Origin of the sequence: Pseudomarimonas arenosa (assembly GCF_014841215.1) — a bacterium.
Lineage (GTDB): Bacteria > Pseudomonadota > Gammaproteobacteria > Xanthomonadales > Xanthomonadaceae > Pseudomarimonas > Pseudomarimonas arenosa.
Map to the genome: position 1 here is coordinate 1 of NZ_JACYTR010000044.1, position 17,113 is coordinate 17,113.

A 17,113-nucleotide genomic window follows, 5' to 3' on the forward strand; every position below is an offset into this window, starting at 1 on the left:
AGAGGGGCCGGGGGTCGCCAACGTTCGATTGCAACCACACCCACGCCGTATTCGTACCCTCATCCGCCCCGGTCCCCTTCTCCCACAGTGAGAAGGGAACAGCCCTGACGGTCCGCTCCTGGCAAAGTCGGAACATCAAGCCGCGTGGCTTTCCTGATTGGCCTGCGGCCGATTGAGGTGCAGGCGCTCGACGACAATGCCTTCCACTTCGGCCAGTTTCTGCAGCAGTTCGGGTTCTGCGCGGACGCCGAATTTGCCGTTGGCGTCGAGGGTGCCGCGGGCGGTGGGGGTGCTGATGTCTAGGCGCAGCGGGGTGTTGCCGGGGCGGTACTGCTTTAGCAGGTCGTTCAGTCGTTCGAAGGCGGCGGGCTTTCTGAGGTCGAGTTGCAGGTCGAGGCGGCGGGCGAGGCGGGTGATCTCGGCTTTGAAGTCCCAGGCGTGTTTCACACGCAGTGACCAGCCGCCGTTGAATTCGTCTTCCTGCAGATTGCCTTCCAAGATGAGAATTCGGTCGCGGCTGAGCAGGCCGCGGTAGTTCATGCAGGGTTCGCGGAAGAAGGCGGCTTCGACCCGGCCGAGGCCGTCTTCGAGCTGCACAAAGGCCTGGGTATCGCCGCGCATGCGCACGGCGGTCACCAGTCCGGCGAGCAGAATGTAGCCCGCTTCGAAGCGCTGACCTTTCTTGTCGGCGTAGGCCTTTTCCAGTTGATCGAGGCGATAGCCAGCGACTTGGCTGAGCAGTTCGCGGTAGGGGTCGAGGGGATGGCCGCTGAGGTAGTGGCCCAGGGTTTCGCGTTCGCCTTCCAGGCGGGTTTCCAGCGCCGATTCGTTGCAGGTAGGGAGTTCAATCTGGATTGGCTGCGCTGCGCTGCCACCAAAGATATCGATCTGGCCGGCGGCCTTGTCGCGTGCGGCTTGCTCGGTGGCGCGCAATACTTCGGGCAGCTGCAGGAACAGCGAGGCGCGATTCGGGCCGAGGGCATCGAGGGCGCCGGCCGAGATCATTGCTTCGATCACCCGCCGGTTCAGCTTGCTGGCTTCGACGCGCTGGCAAAAGTCGAGCAGGTCCCTGTATGCGCCGCCACGCTGGCGTTCCTCAACAATGGCTTCCACCGCGCCGCGACCGACGCCCTTGATCGCGCCGAGACCGTAGCGGATCACCTTGTCGCCGACTGCTTCGAACATATAGGCCGAGGCATTCACATCGGGCGGTAGCACCTCGATCTTCAGTGCTTTGACTTCGGTGAGGAAGTTCACCACCTTGTCGGTGTTGTCCATATCGGACGAACAGACCGCGGCCATGAACTCGGCCGGGTAGTGCTGCTTCAACCAAGCGGTTTGATAAGCGACCAGGGCGTAGGCGGCCGAGTGCGACTTGTTGAAGCCGTACTCGGCGAATTTTTCCATCAAGTCGAAAATCGGGGTGGCGATTTCCGCCGCGATGCCGCGCTCGGCGCAGCCCGCCTCGAACTTGGCACGCTCCTTGGCCATCTCTTCGGGCTTTTTCTTGCCCATGGCGCGACGCAGCAGGTCGGCGCCGCCCAGCGAATAGCCGGCCAGCACCTGAGCGATCTGCATCACCTGTTCCTGGTACACGATCACCCCGTAGGTGGGTGAAAGTACCGGTTCAAGCAACGGATGCGGATAAGTGACCTCGGCATTGCCATGCTTGCGGTCGACCCAGTCCTTATCCATCCCCGAGCCCAGCGGGCCGGGGCGGAACAGCGCGGCCAGAGCGATGATGTCTTCGAAACGGTCGGGCTTGGCCCGCTTCAGCAACTCGCGCATGCCGCGCGATTCGAACTGGAACACCGCCACGGTGTCGCCGCGGGCAAACAGACGGTAGGTGGCAGCGTCGTCCAGGGGCAGGGCGGTGATGTCAAGAAAGCCGGGATTGGGGATTCGGGATTCGGGATTCGTGAGAGCAGTCTGCGCGGGCCCTGAAACCGAGTCCTGCTGCGAGCCTTTTGAAATCGCCGAGTCCCGCTTTTGCGAATCTCGAATCCCGAATCCCGAATCCCGCCGCTTGTTGATCGCCTTTACGGCCCAATCAATGATGGTGAGCGTGCGCAGGCCAAGAAAGTCGAACTTCACCAGGCCGACGGCTTCGACGTCGTCCTTGTCGAACTGGGTAACCGGATTCTTACCGCCTTCTTCGGCGAACAGCGGGCAGAATTCGGTCAGCGGTTTGGGTCCGATCACCACGCCGCCGGCGTGCTTGCCGGCATTGCGGGTCAAGTCTTCCAGTTTCAGCGCCAGGTCGACCAGCTCGCGGACATCATCCTCGTCCTGGTAGCGCTGAATCAGTTCGGCTGAGCAGAGCTCGCGATCCTTGGCCGCCTTTTCGCTGCGGCCCAGCGCATCGTCCAGGCAGATGCCGAGGGTCATCGGAATCAGCTTGGCGATACCGTCGACGAAACCGTACGGATACCCCAGCACGCGGCCGGTGTCGCGGATCACCGCCTTGGCCGCCATGGTGCCGTAGGTAATGATCTGGCTGACGTGGTCGCGACCGTACTTGCGGGCGACATAGTCGATCACCTCGTCGCGCCGATCCATGCAGAAATCGATGTCGAAGTCGGGCATCGACACGCGTTCTGGATTGAGGAATCGCTCGAACAGCAGGTCGTAGGGCAGCGGATCAAGATCGGTGATGCCCAGTGCCCAGGCGACCAGGGAGCCGGCGCCGGAGCCGCGGCCGGGTCCGACCGGGATGTCGTTCTGCTTGGCCCAATTGATGAAGTCGGCGACGATCAGGAAGTAGCCAGGGAAGCCCATCTTGATGATGACGTCGAGCTCGATGTCGAGCCTTTGTCGATAGCTGGCCTCATCGTGGCCGGCGGCGCAGGGCTGCTTAGCCAGGCGTTCGCTCAGCCCCTCGTGCGAGGTGTGGCGAATCCAGCTTTCCAGCGTGTGGCCGTCGGGAATCGGGAACTCGGGCAGGTAGTAGGTGCCGAGTTGCAACTCGATGTTGCAGCGCTTGGCCAGTTCGACGCTGTTCTGCAGTGCCTCGGGCAGATCGGCAAACAGCTCGGTCATCTGCTCGGGCGATTTCAGATACTGCTCGGCGCTGTACTCCCTTGGCCGTTTCGGGTCGGCCAGCACCCGTCCGGTGGAGATGCAGACCCGCGCTTCGTGCGCCTCGAAGTCATCGCGCTCGACAAAGCGCACATCGTTGCTGGCGATCGCCGGCAGATCGAATTCGAAGCCGAGATGGAGGGCCTGTTGCACCCAGACCTCCTCGCCGGCGCGACCGCAGCGGGTCAGCTCCAGATACAGCCGGTCAGGGAATATCCGTGACCAGTGGCGCAGCTGGCGTCTGGCAAGCTCTTCTCGCCCCTCGGCCATGCACTGCGCCACCGCCGATTCGCGGCCCAGGATCAGGATCAGGTCTTCCGCGTGCTGGGCCAGCCAGTCTGGGTCAATCTGTACCCGCCCGTCGGCGTGGCCCTGCAACCAGGCCTTGCTCAACAGGCGCGAAAGGCTGAGGTAACCCGCGTAACTCTGACAGAGCACGGTGATGCGACACGTCGCCTGTTCCGGGCTGGTCAGCCACAGGTCGGCGCCCACAATCGGCTTCAGTCCGGCCTTGCGTGCGTCCTTGACGAACTTGACCGTGGCGAACAGGTTGCTCTGATCGGTAAGAGCGACCGCCGGCATGCCCATGGCGGCGCAGCGCTTGACCAGATCGCCAATGCGAATGGTCGAATCGGTCAGCGAATACTCGCTGTGCAGATGGAGATGGATAAAGCTCGGGGACATGGGTACTCGCGCCGACCCGCTACCCTTGGTGAGGACGCACCAAGCAGCCGGTCTGAAGCAGGAGCGTAGCCTTCGCATGCATCACGAACAAGGCTTGACGTGCGATGCATAAGGCCTTCCGGGCATGGTCGTGGTGGCCGGTGGAGGGCGGCAGCGCCTGCCGGACAACGGATGCTCTCGGCAAAGCTCATGTGTCAGTTTGAGGCGGCGCACTCTGCATGCTGCCAGGGGGGCGTCATCACGCCGGTGAAAGTGACTTTTTTACCTTGCATGGGTCGGTTTGACATCGGCAAGCTTCAAACAGCACCAGCTCGCACGTTCGGCAGGGGGGCGCAACGTGCCAAAGCAATCATGCGCCAGGCAGACTAATGCGCGGGGCGCCGGCCGTTCGGTGCTCACCTGCCTGAGCGCAATCAAATCGAATCAACGACTTGGAGATACCGGAAATGAAAGTGCAAGCCTTGATCTTGTCGGCTTCGGCCGCGCTTCTGCTCAGCGCCTGCGCCAGCGCGCCGGTGGCCAATCCGTCGGGTATGCGTACGGTGGATGTGCCGGTCGATAGCAAGGGGCCGGTGCAGGGCGTCGGAATTGAAGGCGCCGACATTGTCGCCATGACCAACCAGATGGCCCGCGACCTGATGGCCAACCCAACCGTGGCCGGGCGTTCCACGGCACCGCGGGTGATCATCGACAGCCAGTATTTCACCAACGATGGCATGCAGCGGATCAACAAGAACGCCATCACCGATCGACTGCGCGTCGAACTGAATCGGGCATCGGCTGGACGGATGGTGTTCGTCGGTCGCCAGGGGGTCACGGCGATGGTGGAAGAAGAACGCGCACTGAAGCGCGAGGGCGTCACTGATAGCGGTACCGTGGGCATGGCGCGGGCGCAATTCGGCGGCGATTACCGTCTGGCCGGCCGGATCAGCTCGCTCGATAGCCGTGATCCGCGTACCGGCGTGATTCAGCGTTATACGCAGATCACCTTCCAGTTGGTCGACCTCGAAACGGCAGAACTGGTGTGGGAAAACATCTATGAGTTCCAGCGTGCGTCGGCAGACGACGTGATCTATCGCTAAGGCAGCCTAGCCGAGCGCATTATTCCAGGGGGTCAAGATGCTCAATCGAAGCAAGATGTCCGCGGCCCTGATGGCCGCCCTGTTGGCCGGCTGCGCATCGGCACCGGTGCAAACCGTGCAAAACGACGCACGACTCGACCGCATGCTGGATGGGCACTCGCCGCGCATGCAACGAGTGTTGACCGATATGTATCAGCAGGGCGAGTGGAACGCCGTGCTAAATCTGGGTCGAGCCGCGCATCTGGCATTGGAGGAAGGCGATACCGCCACCGCTGCCCGCGCTCTCGACATGGCCATTCTGCGCGTTGAGAGCGTCTACGCCGACAACGAGTCGGCGAAGAAGGCGCGCTCGGTGTGGTCGAAGGAAGCGATCAAGGACTTCAAGGGCGAGCCGCACGAGCGCTCGATGCTGTATTTCTACCGCGGCCTGGTGGATCTCGCCGAGGGCGATTACGAGAACGCGCGTGCCATGTTCCGCTCGGCCGAGTACCAGGACACCCTGTCGGAGGCGGAGTCCTATCAGTCGGACTTTGCGCTGATGAACTGGATGTCGGGTTGGGCCTCGCAGTGCGCCGGCGACAGCAGCTCGGCCGAGGAAGGCTTCAGCCTGGCCAAGGCGCAGCTGCAGGCGCGCGCCGATAGCGGCGCCGAATGGGAAACCAAGCTGATCGAGAGCAATGGCGAGATCGCGCCGGTTGCGGATGCCACCCGATTGCAGGTGTTCGAGCTGGGACGGGGGCCGACCAAGTACGCCGGTGGCAAGAACAATGAGCTGTTGATGTTCACCTACGGCGCCCTCAGCGAGCCGCGCGAGTGGGCGTTGGGGCCTGATGTGGAATCGCTGCGCCCGGACGAGAAGACCAATGGCTGGATGGCTGAAAGCCTGGGCTATCAGGCCACCACGCGTGGCGGTCGGCAGGTCGATTCGGTGCTGGCCGGCAAGGCCAACTTCAAGAACAACGCCGAAACTGTCGGCCAGGTGGCCCAGGATGTCGGCACTGCGGCGATGTACGCCGGTGCGTTTTCCGGCAATGACGACCTGATGGGGGCCGGCGCTGCGGTGGCCTTGATCGGCCTGTTCTCCAGCGCCATGGCGGCGGCCGCAGATCCTGATGCTGACAAGCGCGCCCTGGGTCTGCCAGAGCTGCTGTTCGCCGGTGCCGCTCCGCCGTCGGACAAGCTGTTCTCGCGGCCGAGCGAGGGCGGAGAGTGGACCTTGGTCGAACCGGTATTCACGGCCGAAGCCGGCAAATGCTCGATCGAAATCTATCGCGATCAAGAGGCCAGCAATGTCGCTCTTAACGGGCAGTTTGTATTGGATCCGCTGACCGATCGCGAACGACGCAAGCTGATGAAGAAAAACAGCGCACGCGACACCGCGTTCCGCAATGAAATCACTTCGCTATTCGAGCGACCGCTGAGCCCGCCTGCCGAAGCGCCGGCCGACGCTGAGTCGTTGACCAATCAAATCGACTAGGACATTGAGATGAGCAGTTCTTTTGATGTTGTTCGCAGTGCTCGCAGCGTGCTGGCGGCGATGGCCTTGGCTGCGCTGGCAGCGGGGTGCGCCGCGCCCGCCGGCGTGCGTCCGCAGTCGGTGCCGGAGTGCGACTACAAGGCGCTGAAGAGTGCTACACGAGCGGACGGTCCGGCGATTGTCGCTACCGCCTACAACTCGATTTCCAATGTGCCGCTCAACGCCATTTCGATGGGCGATCAGGGCATCTACAACTCGATCATCGTGCAGACGATCGCCTCCGAGCGTACCGCCACCGGTACCGTGCGCACCATGGCGCGCTTCATGAACTGCACCGACCAGCCGCTGCAATTCCGCATGCGTACCAGCTTCCTGCGCGGACCGGCTGACAGCGCCGTGCCTAGCGAGGCAGTGTCAGCCTGGAAAACGGTGTTCTTCCAGCCGCGCGCGCTCAGCGTCTACGAGGAGCTGTCGCTGAGCAAGGATGTCGACTACTTCCTGATCGAAGTTGGGCGTTGAGCCGGAGAAGGCCATGAGCAGTCGAGTCGCAAATTACACTGTTGGTATCGGACGGATGACCCAGGTCGCGATCGGGATGGCCGCCGTACTGGGCGTCGTCGGCACGGCGGTTGCACAGGATCCTGGATATCGCGATCAGCCGCCGGTGATGCAGAGCCCGGACTACGGTCCCAGCTCGCAGCAGCGCTGGCAGGAAGCCTTCGACTCGTTGCGCATACGCTATGCCGATCGCGGGCCGCTGCGCATCGCGGTGTATTGGGGCAAGCAGATCGACTCCGAGGCGCATAGCAGGGTGGTCGATGTGGAAGTCAGTGAGACCGTGACCGGCGCCGCTGCGGCGACCGTGCGTGCCGCGGGCTATGCCTCGGAGGTCGAGCATGGGGCCGGCGTTCGGGTCGAGCGCTCGGCCACGGTGCGTGGCCAGGCCCGTCTCGACAATAGCGAGTCATCGGCGTTGTCCCGGCATCAGGGCTGGGATCTGGAAACGCGCTTCAATCAAGTGCTGCGGCAGGCCGGTGTGTCCCTGGTGCGTTCCGATCTCGCGGCCCGACAGGCACGTGAGAAAGGCGAAGGGGATGCCAATCAACTCGAAATCCGCGGCTTGAACCAATCGGCCGATCTGATTCTGGAAGTCGAGGGGCGCCCCGACTACGCGCAACCCACCGGCTGGGAGTTTCGGGTCACCGCCACCGCACTGAAGAATTCGCAGATCGTCGCTGAGTTTGTCACCAGCGCGATTCCACCCGCCGGGCCACGTCCGCGATTCGTTGCCGGGCCAGATGGCTTTGAACGCGAGCGTCCGGCCGATATCAGCGAGTATGAGGTGGCCCAGCAGCTCGCGCTGGAAGTGGCGCAGCAGATTCTCGGCAGGTCACGCTGAAGCGGTGACCCATCTGGTGCGGCGTGCCGCACGAGATGGCTGCGTTGAAGGGCGGAGTCCCGGCCATCCTTGGCCGAGCTCCGGCGCCTGCGCCGAGGGGAGGGCGGTACAGGCGGGTTGGTTGCGCGGAACTCAGTTGACCCGGAACGTCGTCAGTTCGGCCTGCGGGGCATAGCCCTGACGCAGGCGACGACGATGGCGCAGCGCCAGCTTAAGTTCCTGCTCACGCATGTCCATCCAGCCGTCGCGGTCCAAGGCGGCGAACTGCGGATAGTCGCGCAGGAATCGGCGGTACTCGCGCCAGGCCTGCCACTCATGGTTGTGATCGGCCAGGGCCAGCTCCAGCACGATGGCATCATCGAGCAGACCGAACTGCGAGCTTTGATCGGGGATCAGATCGTCATCATCGATGAAGTAGCCCAGCGCTGCGTTCAAGGCATGACGCATGGCGGGATTCGCCCATTGCGGATGATCGAGCAGTTCGATGACTTCGCCAAAGCTGTCGAGATGAGCTTGTAGAAACTGTGGCAGCCGGCTGCGATCGACAGCCTGGCAGTGCTCGCGTGCGGCCTGCAGCAGATCGGCTTGTGGCATCGCCACGGTTGACGCGGCGGCACCTGCCCACGCCGAGCGGAACGGCGCCAGTGCCTGTTCGTTCATGCTGACGTGGATATCGAAACTCATGACACTCTCCTGCTGTGGGTGATACCTGTTTGATGACCTAAGATGGAGATTGGTTGCCTGATGTGACTGCGCCGAAAGTCATGATCGTGACTTATGGCAGAGTGTTTTCTTTAGCTGGCGTTTTGTTTTCGGCGCATCTATTGGTTTCGGCTGCGACGTAATGAGGCCTGGCAGCGATGAAGCGAACAGTCGACATCGCTTCTTAGCATGGTGTTTCAACAGTTGTCGGGGGAGAGGCAATGGGCTGGATGGTGAGGACTGGCACAATCTGTGCGTGCTATCTCTTGCTCGTGCCGTTGGGGTTGTACAGCGCGGTGGGGTGGGCGGCGGAGTCGACGGTCGACTGGGTGCGCGAGGAGCCCAAGGCGTTCGCTCAGGCTCGAGAGGAGAAGCGTCTTGTCCTGCTCTATCTTGAGGCTGTCTGGTGCCACTGGTGCCATGTGATGGATGAGCGCACCTACCGCGATGAGAAAGTACGGCAACTGATCTCCGAGCACTATGTTCCGTTGCGCATCGATCAGGACGGGCGGCCGGATCTTGCGGCGCGCTATCGGGACGTGGGCTGGCCGGCAACGGTGGTATTCGATGCGGATGGACGAGAGATCCTCAAGCGCCAGGGCTTCGTTCCGCCTGAGCCGATGGCCCGGCTGCTGCAGGCCGTGGTCGATGATCCGTCGCCCGAAGCGGCGTCGCGTGTGCTGGCGGATGTCGTGTCCAGTGGCAGCGAGGCGCCGGAAGCTGCGACACTTAACGAATCGTTGCGCCAGAGGTTGATTGCACGCCATGAGCGATCGGTGGATATGCAGCGCGGCGGTCTGAAGATGGCGCAGCGCTATCTCGACCGCGACAGCGTTGAGTATTCCCTGCGTCAGGCCGCCCTTGGCGATGATGTGGAGGCCCAGCGGGCGAAGGTTTCGCTGGATGCGGCGCTGGCCCTGCTCGACCCGGCCTGGGGCGGTTTCTATCAGTACTCGACGGGTGGCGATTGGCGTCACCCGCACTTCGAGAAATTGACCGCCATCCAAGCCGACTACCTGCGCATCTATGCTTTGGCCTGGTCGCTGACCGGCGATCGCCGTTACCGTCAGGCGGTGGAGCAGGTGATCGCCTATCTTGAGCGGTTCATGCTATCTGCCGAGGGGGGCTACTTCGCCAGTCAGGATGCCGACCTCAAGCCGGGCGAGCATGCAGCTGACTTCTTCGCCCTGGACGACGCGGCACGCATGGCCCTGGGGGTGCCCCGTATCGCCGAACAGCGCTACACGCGAGAAACCGCCTTGGTCGCCGAGGCCTTGGCGATCTGGTACGAGATCAGTGGTGAGCGCAGCGCCCTGGACCGCGCCCGTGCGGCCTGTGTTTGGGTGCTCGCTGTGCGCAGCCGTCCGGAGGGCGGATTCCTGCACTTGTCGCAGGACGACACCACCCCCTATCTGGCCGACCAGTTGGCTGCGATGCGCGCCTTTACCCAGATGTACAAGGTGACGGCCGAGCGATCCTGGCTCAAGGAGGCTGGAATCGCCGCCAAGACGATCGAGCAGCATCTGCGCGCATCTTCAGGGTATCTGGCCGCGCCGCGAGGTAGCTCGGTGATCGCGCCGGTGGCGCCGATTGACGAGAGCATCGCGCTGGCGCGTGCCCTTAACCGATTGCTTCGCTATAGCGCCGATCCGTTGCATCAGGCGATGGCCGAGCATGCGATGCGGCATCTGTCGCGGCCGGAAGTGGCTCTGGCGCGCTTTACCGAGATTGGCATCGTGTTGGCCGACGAGGAGCGGCAGGTAGCGCCGCTGCATCTGACCGTGGTCGGCGGCAAGCAGGATCCGGAGGCGCAGGCCTTGTTCGCGGCGGCCATGCGCCAGCCGGCGGCTGACAAGCGGCTCGATTGGTGGGATCCGGCTGAAGGGCCGCTGCCCAATCCGGATATCCGCTACCCAAGCTTGAGCCGCGCGGCGGCCTTCGTATGCAATGAGGGTCGCTGTTCGACGCCCTTGCATGAAGCCGGCGAAATCGCTGACTTCCTGCGTAGCCTGGACCAAGAATCCCGCCCTATCAGTCAATGAGCCGGCGAGGCGCTGCTGGCCAGTGACCGCATTGTAGGCAACTCTACCCTCGGTCCTGCGCTGAAGCCGTCGACAGGCGTATGCTTGGTCGCATCGGCCGTCGTCATGGCTCGCGGCGGCGAAGGGGGCTGTGTGCGCGACTTCGACCGCTTCTTGCTCACCGTTGTCTACGACATTCCCTTGCTGCTGTTCGTGGTGGATCCCGAGAGTGGCGAGATCGTGTATGCCAATCAGCACACCAGGTCGACCCTGGGTGAGCACTGCGTCGGCCGTTCGTTTGCCGAGGTATTTCCAGCCGGAGGCGGCAGCCACTACTTCGTCAGCTATACGCAGCGTCAGGACGGCGATCAGGATGCCGCCCCGCCGCTGCGTTCCGAGTACTACGACGACGACAGCGAGAACTGGTATCACGTATTGCAACGTTCGATCGAGTGGGCCGATGGCAGCAGCAAGTACCTGATCCTGCTGAATGAGATCAATGCGCTGAAGCGATTGCAGAAGGATCTTAGCGAGGCCCACGCTGCGGTCGCCTTCAAGAACCGTGAGCTGGAACATGCAGCTAAGACCGATCGGCTCACCCACCTGTACAACCGCCGTCACCTGGATGCGATCCTGGAGCAGGAGATGGTGCGGTTTCGCCGCTTCTGCAAGCCCTTTTCTCTATTGATCGTCGATTGCGACAGATTCAAGCAGGTCAACGATCAGCACGGTCATCAGGTCGGGGACATAGTGCTGGTGCATCTGGCGCGCCTGCTGGCAACCGGAGTGCGCGCGACCGATACCGTGGGGCGCTGGGGCGGTGAGGAGTTCTTGATCGTGTTGCCGGAAACCCATTTGCGCAGCGCCGCGCTCGTGGCTGAAAAGCTTCGTCAAAGCATCGATCAGCACGAGTTTCCGGTGATCGGCCACATCACCAGTAGTTTCGGCGCGACGGAATTGCGTGGCGATGAAGACATCAAGGACCTGGTCGCCCGTGCAGACGCGGCCTTGTACAAGGCCAAGCACAATGGCCGCAATCGGGTCGAGGTGATGAGTTGAGATGAGAAGCCTGTGCGGCCTGCTGCTGTGGTTGGCCTCGGCGGCCATGGTCTTGGCCACTGAACCACCACCGCAGAAGGTCAGCCTGCAACTGCAGTGGAAGCATCAGTTCGAGTTCGCTGGCTTCTATGCAGCCAAACAGCAAGGCTACTACCGAGACGTCGGGCTGGAAGTCGAGTTCGTCGAATACAGCCCGGACATCGACACGCTCGAAGAGGTGCTCTCAGGGCGCAAGGAGTTTGGCATCTGGGGGGCGCAGCTGATTCGCGAGCGCTTGCAGGGCGTTCCAGTCGTGCTGGTCGGTAACTATTTCAAGCGCTCGCCACTGGTCATTCTTGCCCAGCCGGACATCTCGTCACCGGGAGATCTGCGCGGACGGCGACTGATGGCACCCGAGGGCGATATCGGTACGGTGAGCTATCAGATCATGTTTCGCCAGTTCGGCCTGCGCACTGAAGACATCGTTCTCGTGCCGCACTCATTCCGTGTCGATGAGTTCTTGCGAGGTGAGGTCGACGCCATGTCGGCCTTTGTTACCGACCAGCCATTCTATCTGCGTCAGGCCGGCAAACCGTTCAATGTGCTCGATCCCAACAACTATGGCGCTGAGTTGTATGACGTCAATTTGTTTACCTCGGAAGCCTACGCCAGGAAGTTCCCGGCCCAGGTACGGGCATTTCGCGATGCTAGCAATCGCGGCTGGGACTATGCCCTGGCACATCCGGAAGAGCTGATCGCGCTGATCTTGCGTGACTACAACACCCAGGGACGATCGGCGGAAGGGTTACGCTTCGAGGCGCGTGAAACCAACAAGGTCATGCTGCCGCGCGTCTACCCGGTGGGCGATATCGACTCCGGCAAGTTGAGGCGTATGGCGGAGCTATATGTTCAGTTGGGTGAGGCGGATTCCTTGGATGGCTTGCAGGGCTTCGTATTGGACGGAGACTCTGCAGTCGGCCAGGCGACCGAGACGCTGCAGCTCAGTGCCGAGGAGCGGGCCTTCGTTGCCGAGCATCCGGTGATTCGGGTCAGCAACGAGATCGATTGGCCACCATTCGACTTCTTTGAAAATGGCGCCGCTCAAGGGTATTCAGTTGATCTGTTGCGTCTGGTGGCGCGCAAGATCGGGGTTCAGATCGAGTTCGTGCAGCACGACACCTGGCCGGCGCTGGTGCAGGCATTCTGTGACAAGGAGATCGACATCCTGCACCCAACCGATCGCTCCACCGAGGCGACGCGCTGCGGGTTGTTTACCGAGCCGGTGATCCGTGAAACCTCGCAGTTCCTCACCCGGCGCGATTTCAAGCCAGTTCATGAGATTCAGGACCTGTTCGGCAGCGTTGTTGCCACGCCCGCAGGCTGGGAGCAGACCGAAGTATTGCGCCGACTCTATCCCGACCGGCTACGCTTCATCGAAACCAAGGGAATCGAGGACGCCATCGACGCCGTGCGCGATGGCCGGGCCGATGCGACCACTGACTTCGGCTCATCCCTGCACTATCACATCAACCGTTCCGGCTACACCAACCTGATCGTGCAAGGCATGTGGACGCGCGCTGACAAGGGCGGCGAGTTCGAAGCACTGTACCTGGCCGCTCGCAACGACTGGCCCATCCTGCAGCGCCTGCTGCAGCGCGGTTTGGCCGCCGTCAGCGTGGCGGAGCGGCGAGAGCTGCAGATGCGCTGGCTGGATGCTCGTGGACAGATCGCAGCGCTCGATCTCAGCGCGGAGGAGCGCGCCTTCCTGCGAGCCCATCCGGTGATTCGCGCCAGCAGTGAAGTGAATTACCCGCCGTTTGATTTCCTGCAAGGCGGAGAGCCTAGCGGCTACAGTATCGAACTGCTCAACTTGCTGGCCGAGCGCGTTGGCTTTCGGGTCGAGTACGTGACCCATGAGAGCTGGTCAGAGTTGATTGAAATGCATCGTCGGGGGGAAATCGACCTTCTTCACTCACTGTTTCGCTCTGCTGACCGGGAAGTGTGGGGGGAATTCTCCCAGCCCTACATGCGGGTGCGCCAGGTATTCGTCAATCGCAAGGGCGGCCCGCGCCTGAGTGAGTTCGCTGAACTTGAAGGCAAGGTCGTTGCGGTTGGCAAGGGGTGGGCGCACGACGACTATCTCGCCAGGAACTATCCCGCGATCAGACGTTTGCCCGTTGAAAACGTCGAGCAGATGCTCGATGCAGTGTCGACTGGACGTGCCGACGCCACCTTGGAGTCGGAAGCGGTACTGCGCTACTGGATGGACAAGAAGGCCCTGACTGATCTGCAGGTCGCCGGCTGGGTGCGAGAGCTGGCGCAGAACGAAACTGGCAGCCATTACTTCATGGGGCAGAAGTCGGCGCCGGAACTGGTCGGAATTCTGGACAAGGCGATGGCATCGCTGACGCCCGCTGATTTGCGGCCGCTGCAGTCGAAATGGTTGAGCAGTCTGCAGCAGGAAACCGCTTCGTTGGTGGAATTGAGCGTGGAGGAGAGTAGCTATTTGCGGCAGAAGGGTCGATTGCGCCTGTGTGTGGACCCCGAAAGCCCTCCTTACGAGCGCATCAACGAAAAGGGAAACTACGAGGGGGTTGGCGCCGACCTCGCCCAGCTGATCAGTGATCGAATCAATCTGCCGTTGGAAACGCATGTAACACCGCATTGGGATGCCTCGTTGGCTGCCCTGCGTGCGCGTGACTGCGATCTGATGTTGCTGGTGACCGATCTTCCGAGCCGACGCGATCGAATGGATTTCACCCGCACCTATGTGGAGGAGCCGCTGGTGGTGGCGACTCGCGCGTCCGAAGTATTCGTGCGCGATATTCAGGCCATCGGCGATCGGCCCGTTGCGATCGTCAAGGGGTACTCCTACTCCGACATTCTGCGTCAGCGGCATCCTGACATACACATTGTCGATGTCGAGAGTGCCGAGCACGGGCTGGCGGACGTGCGTGATGGCAGGGTCTGGGGCTACATCGGTTCGATTCCGGCCGTGGCCTACAGTCTGGCCAAACACCGCATGTTCGATCTCAAGATCGCTGGCAAGCTTGAAGTCAGTGATGAGCTGAGTGTGGCGACGCGCAATGATGAGCCCTTGTTGGTTGGCATCATGCAGAAGGCCATAGACTCGATCAGCGATGCCGAACGGCGCGAGATCATCAATCGATGGATCTCGGTTCGCTACGAGCAGGCTTTCGATTACGCATTGTTCTGGAAGATCGGGGCGGCGGCATTACTGGTGTTGTTCGCCATCGGAATCTGGAATCGAAAATTGGCGCGCTTCAACACCGCCCTTGGTCGGGCAAAGGAACAAGCCCAGTCTGCGCTGAGCCAAGTGGCCATGCTGCTGGACAACTCGGGCCAAGGCTTCCTTTCGTTTGGGCCGGATCTGGTGGTGGAGCCGGGCTGTAGTCGCGAATGTGAGCGCATCTTTGGCGGCGAGGCCGATGGGCGTAAGCTCCCCGATCTCTTGGCGCCTGCGAATCCCACTTTGCGCGGACTGGTTGGCAAGACCCTGCCCCGGGTGATGGCGTCTGCCGACGCCTTGCAGCGCGACGCCTATCTCAGCCTGTTGCCGCGGGAAATCGTGCTCGGTCAGCAGGTTCTGCACGCCGATTATCGCTTGATCGGCACCGATCGCATGATGCTGGTGCTGACCGACATCAGTGCGGAAAAAGCCTTGGCGGAACGCTTGGCCCAGGAGCGTTTGCGGCTGGAGTTCGTTGTTCAGTCGCTGGAGAATCGTGAAGATCTACTGAGCACCCTGCGTGAGTTTGAAGATTTTCGCTCGCGGGCATTGCCGGACCTGCTGAGCTTTCAGCGCGACCCCATGAGCGTGCTGGACGAATTGTATCGGCGGATTCACACCTTCAAGGGATTGTTTGCGCAGGCCGGTTTACCGCTGATGCCGGAGCAGCTGCATGACTTGGAGAGCAAGCTGGCGAACCTGCGCCAGTCTCAAGGTGGTTTCGACCTGTCGGAAGTCAAGCGCGTGCTCGGTAGTGTCGACCTTGGGGCAGTACTCGAACAGGATCTTGAAGTGTTGCGCGAAAAGCTGGGCAGTCAATACTTCAGTGGCGAAACCGAGATACATCTCGCTGCTTCCCTGATCGACCAATTGCAAAATGAGGCAGAGGCTCTCTATGGTGCCGACTCACGCATGCTGGATCTGATCAGGCAATTGCGCTTCGAACCCTTGACCACCTTGCTCGCCCCGTATGGTAGAGCAATGGAACGGTTAGCTAAGAGGCAGGGCAAGCTGTTGGCGCCGATTCGCTTCGAAGGCCTGGACATGCGCGTCGATCCGGCCGTGCTGGGGCCATTTTGCCGGTCGTTGTCGCACGTGCTTCGCAATGCCGTTGATCACGGTATCGAGGACCCTGATACCCGCTTGCTGGCGGACAAGCCCGAACTCGGTAGCATCGTCTGCCGTGGCCGCGTCGATGCAGGTCGGCTGATTCTGAGCATCGAAGATGATGGCTGTGGGCTCGATCTTGCGGCCATCGCCGCCAAGGCCGCTGATCTCGGTCTGATCGACGCGGGCGAAACCGAGTCCTTCGATCTTGCTGATGCCGGACGCATGCTGTTCGCCGATGGGTTTTCGACCCGTGCTTCCGCCGATGTGGTGTCCGGGCGCGGTGTTGGCCTGGCGGCGGTGCGCGTTGAACTGGAGCGAATCGACGGTGACTACCGGGTCGAGTCGGTGAGCGGGAAAGGAACCCGCTTTGTGTTCAGCCTGCCCTATGTGACGCCACGCGCCGTATCCGAGCAAGATTCGCCGCTGCAGCGAGCCAACCTGCTGTTGCAACCTCTGCCCAAGGTGATGCGGGCATTCTGTCTCCAGCACCTTGATCTGGCGATTGAATTTGAATCGGAGTCACGTGAGATCAGCGCCAACGATCTGGGCGAGTTCACCGCTGTGATCGGATTGGGCAGCGGTCTGGATGCGGAGATTGGCCTTTCAATGAATCGCCCGCTTCTGATGGAGATGACCCGCCGTTTTGGCCCGGAATTCGCCGAGCATGAACTCACCGGAATGGCGGTCAGCGTCGGCGCCGAGATTCTCAATACCCTGGTGGGCAACGCCACGGTGTATTTCACCCATTTGGCCCATCATGTCGACATGGGCACGCCACAGGTGGTGGACAGCGACGACTACCCGATAAGATTCGGGGAGCGCGTTTTTCGGGCAGTCGTCGGTCGCGCCGAGGCCGGAGAGATCAGCCTGTTCTGCATTCTGCGCGAGGAGTTGATGGCATGAAACCGCGAACCTTCCTGATCGTTGACGACTCGCCGGCGGTGATCAAGCGCCTCAGTCTGATTCTGGAAAGCCTGGGGCACGAAGTGGTGGGGACCGCCAGCAATGGTGTGGAAGCCGTCGCCATGGCCCAGGCGCTCAAGCCCAGTGCGATCACCATGGATATCCAGATGCCGCAGATGGACGGCCTCGAGGCCACCAAGCGCATCTTGCATGACTACCCGGACAAGCCGGTGATCATCATTACCGCGCATGGTCAGGAGAGTACCGTGGTCGACGCCATCGGTGTCGGCGCGAAGTATTTCATTTGCAAGCCGATCGAGCGCGACAAGGTGCTTGAGGTTCTTAACAAGGTGTTTGATGAAACCTAGC

The 17,113-nt window shown here is 61.8% G+C and carries 10 protein-coding genes; 8 read left to right on the forward strand and 2 right to left on the reverse strand.

All coding sequences use genetic code 11. The annotated features are described in order from the left end of the window. Nucleotides 1-135 precede the first annotated feature (135 nt). On the reverse strand, nucleotides 136-3,762 hold the full coding sequence (gene dnaE, locus IFO71_RS15820; protein WP_192030632.1) for a DNA polymerase III subunit alpha: 3,627 nt from the start codon (nucleotides 3,760-3,762) through the stop codon (nucleotides 136-138). Between the two features lie 446 nt (nucleotides 3,763-4,208). Here dnaE and IFO71_RS15825 point away from each other — a divergent pair, with 446 nt between their 5' ends. The 4 genes from IFO71_RS15825 to IFO71_RS15840 are packed head-to-tail and all read left to right on the forward strand — an operon-like array spanning nucleotide 4,209 to nucleotide 7,720. Then, nucleotides 4,209-4,844 carry a penicillin-binding protein activator LpoB gene (locus IFO71_RS15825; RefSeq protein WP_192030633.1) on the forward strand — a complete coding sequence of 212 codons (636 nt, stop codon included), beginning with the start codon at nucleotides 4,209-4,211 and terminating at the stop codon, nucleotides 4,842-4,844. Between the two features lie 37 nt (nucleotides 4,845-4,881). Continuing rightward, a complete protein-coding gene (locus IFO71_RS15830) occupies nucleotides 4,882-6,321 on the forward strand; it encodes a YfgM family protein (protein WP_192030634.1) in 1,440 nt (479 codons plus the stop codon). Between the two features lie 9 nt (nucleotides 6,322-6,330). Next, nucleotides 6,331-6,840: a hypothetical protein gene (locus IFO71_RS15835; RefSeq protein WP_192030635.1), complete on the forward strand. Its 510-nt coding sequence runs from the start codon at nucleotides 6,331-6,333 to the stop codon at nucleotides 6,838-6,840. 13 nt (nucleotides 6,841-6,853) lie between these two features. Then, on the forward strand, nucleotides 6,854-7,720 hold the full coding sequence (locus IFO71_RS15840; RefSeq protein WP_192030636.1) for a hypothetical protein: 867 nt from the start codon (nucleotides 6,854-6,856) through the stop codon (nucleotides 7,718-7,720). 132 nt (nucleotides 7,721-7,852) lie between these two features. On the opposite strand, the gene IFO71_RS15845 is transcribed toward IFO71_RS15840, so the two are convergent. Then, a complete protein-coding gene (locus IFO71_RS15845) occupies nucleotides 7,853-8,404 on the reverse strand; it encodes a YkvA family protein (protein ID WP_192030637.1) in 552 nt (183 codons plus the stop codon). A 290-nt stretch (nucleotides 8,405-8,694) separates the two neighbouring features. Here IFO71_RS15845 and IFO71_RS15850 point away from each other — a divergent pair, with 290 nt between their 5' ends. From IFO71_RS15850 to IFO71_RS15865, 4 genes are all read left to right on the forward strand, one after another. Next, complete coding sequence (locus tag IFO71_RS15850; protein WP_332309390.1) at nucleotides 8,695-10,464, forward strand: thioredoxin domain-containing protein; 1,770 nt, start codon at nucleotides 8,695-8,697, stop codon at nucleotides 10,462-10,464. 132 nt (nucleotides 10,465-10,596) lie between these two features. Further along, complete coding sequence (locus IFO71_RS15855; protein WP_192030639.1) at nucleotides 10,597-11,502, forward strand: sensor domain-containing diguanylate cyclase; 906 nt, start codon at nucleotides 10,597-10,599, stop codon at nucleotides 11,500-11,502. 1 nt (nucleotide 11,503) lies between these two features. Beyond that, a complete protein-coding gene (locus tag IFO71_RS15860; RefSeq protein WP_192030640.1) occupies nucleotides 11,504-16,744 on the forward strand; it encodes a transporter substrate-binding domain-containing protein in 5,241 nt (1,746 codons plus the stop codon). Then, entirely contained in the window at nucleotides 16,741-17,112 is a 372-nt protein-coding gene (locus IFO71_RS15865; protein ID WP_192030641.1) for a response regulator, read from the forward strand. Before IFO71_RS15860 ends, IFO71_RS15865 begins: the two co-directional genes overlap by 4 nt. Nucleotide 17,113: the final 1 nt, after the last annotated feature.

Excerpts from the sequence above, each read along its gene's own strand:
- dnaE (WP_192030632.1), bottom strand. The coding sequence starts at position 3,762 with ATGTCCCCGAGCTTTATCCATCTCCATCTGCACAGCGAGTATTCGCTG.
- IFO71_RS15825 (WP_192030633.1), top strand. The coding sequence starts at position 4,209 with ATGAAAGTGCAAGCCTTGATCTTGTCGGCTTCGGCCGCGCTTCTGCTC.
- IFO71_RS15830 (WP_192030634.1), top strand. The coding sequence starts at position 4,882 with ATGCTCAATCGAAGCAAGATGTCCGCGGCCCTGATGGCCGCCCTGTTG.
- IFO71_RS15835 (WP_192030635.1), top strand. The coding sequence starts at position 6,331 with ATGAGCAGTTCTTTTGATGTTGTTCGCAGTGCTCGCAGCGTGCTGGCG.
- IFO71_RS15840 (WP_192030636.1), top strand. The coding sequence starts at position 6,854 with ATGAGCAGTCGAGTCGCAAATTACACTGTTGGTATCGGACGGATGACC.
- IFO71_RS15845 (WP_192030637.1), bottom strand. The coding sequence starts at position 8,404 with ATGAGTTTCGATATCCACGTCAGCATGAACGAACAGGCACTGGCGCCG.
- IFO71_RS15860 (WP_192030640.1), top strand. The coding sequence starts at position 11,504 with ATGAGAAGCCTGTGCGGCCTGCTGCTGTGGTTGGCCTCGGCGGCCATG.
- IFO71_RS15865 (WP_192030641.1), top strand. The coding sequence starts at position 16,741 with ATGAAACCGCGAACCTTCCTGATCGTTGACGACTCGCCGGCGGTGATC.